Annotated in this window: 1 protein-coding gene; it reads left to right on the top strand. The window is 43.0% G+C overall.

Annotated features, from left to right (window positions below; translation table 11 throughout):
- Nucleotides 1–55: 55 nt before the first annotated feature.
- On the top strand, nt 56–976 hold the full coding sequence (locus C5470_RS21970) for an IS982 family transposase (protein WP_166291905.1): 921 nt from the start codon (nt 56–58) through the stop codon (nt 974–976).
- Nucleotides 977–981 lie beyond the last annotated feature (5 nt).

Genomic DNA, 981 nt, shown 5'->3' with positions numbered 1-981 from the left:
TAACCTGAGGTTTGCTTAAGAAGGGAACTAAGTGCCTGAGGCACGATCAAAGTTTTTGTCAAAGAAAACAAAATCGTGGAGATCCTCAGGCAGGTTTAATTTAGAAGAACTTTACTGCTGCGTCGATGACTTTTGCCAACAATTTATTCCTCTCTGGCATCAACAGTTAATTGAAAATGGTTTGCTCAAACGTCGCCGCGAAGCTTCCCTTTCTCTCAGTGAAGTCATGACGATACTCATTTTATTCCACATGAGCCATTATCGTGATTTTAAAACGTTTTATATTCAGCATGTTAAACACTATCTTCAGGCCGATTTTCCCCAGTTGGTCAGCTACACCCGGATGTTAACCTTGAAGCAAAGGGCGCTCATTCCTCTCTGTGCTTTTCTTTCGTCACGCAAGGCCCAAACCCAGGGGATCGCTTTTATTGATTCAACCAAAATTGCCGTTTGCCACAATCTCCGTATTCCCCGTCATCGCGTATTTCAGGGCGTCGCACAGCGAGGGAAAACCCGTACCGGCTGGTTTTATGGCTTTAAACTTCATCGGGTTATCAATGATTGTGGTGAACTTCTGGCAGTGAAGTTGACCTCAGGAAATAAGGATGATCTCCATCCCGTCAAAGCGCGGGTACAAGGGTTAACCGGATGTTTATATGGCGATAAAGGGTATTTGTCGCAGGCTTTGTGCGATGAACTGGAAGCAGAAGGAATAACGTTAATCACTCATGTCCGTCATAACATGAAGGCAAAAGAATTATCTCTCTGGGATAAGCTGATGTTAAGAAGGCGATTTTTGATAGAAACGGTCATGGATCAGCTTAAAAATATTTCTCAGATAGCGCATTCAAGACACCGCAGTCAGCTCGGTTTTTTATTGGAAATCGTCGCTGGCCTAATTGCTTATACATTCCAACCTAAAAAACCGAGCTTGAATTTACGGGATTGTGATATCGCTATTTTTAAACGAAGCTGAGGTTA

It is taken from the genome of Photorhabdus stackebrandtii (assembly GCF_011189495.1).
In the GTDB taxonomy this organism is placed as follows: domain Bacteria; phylum Pseudomonadota; class Gammaproteobacteria; order Enterobacterales; family Enterobacteriaceae; genus Photorhabdus; species Photorhabdus khanii.
This window is presented reverse-complemented; position numbering and strand designations above follow the sequence as displayed.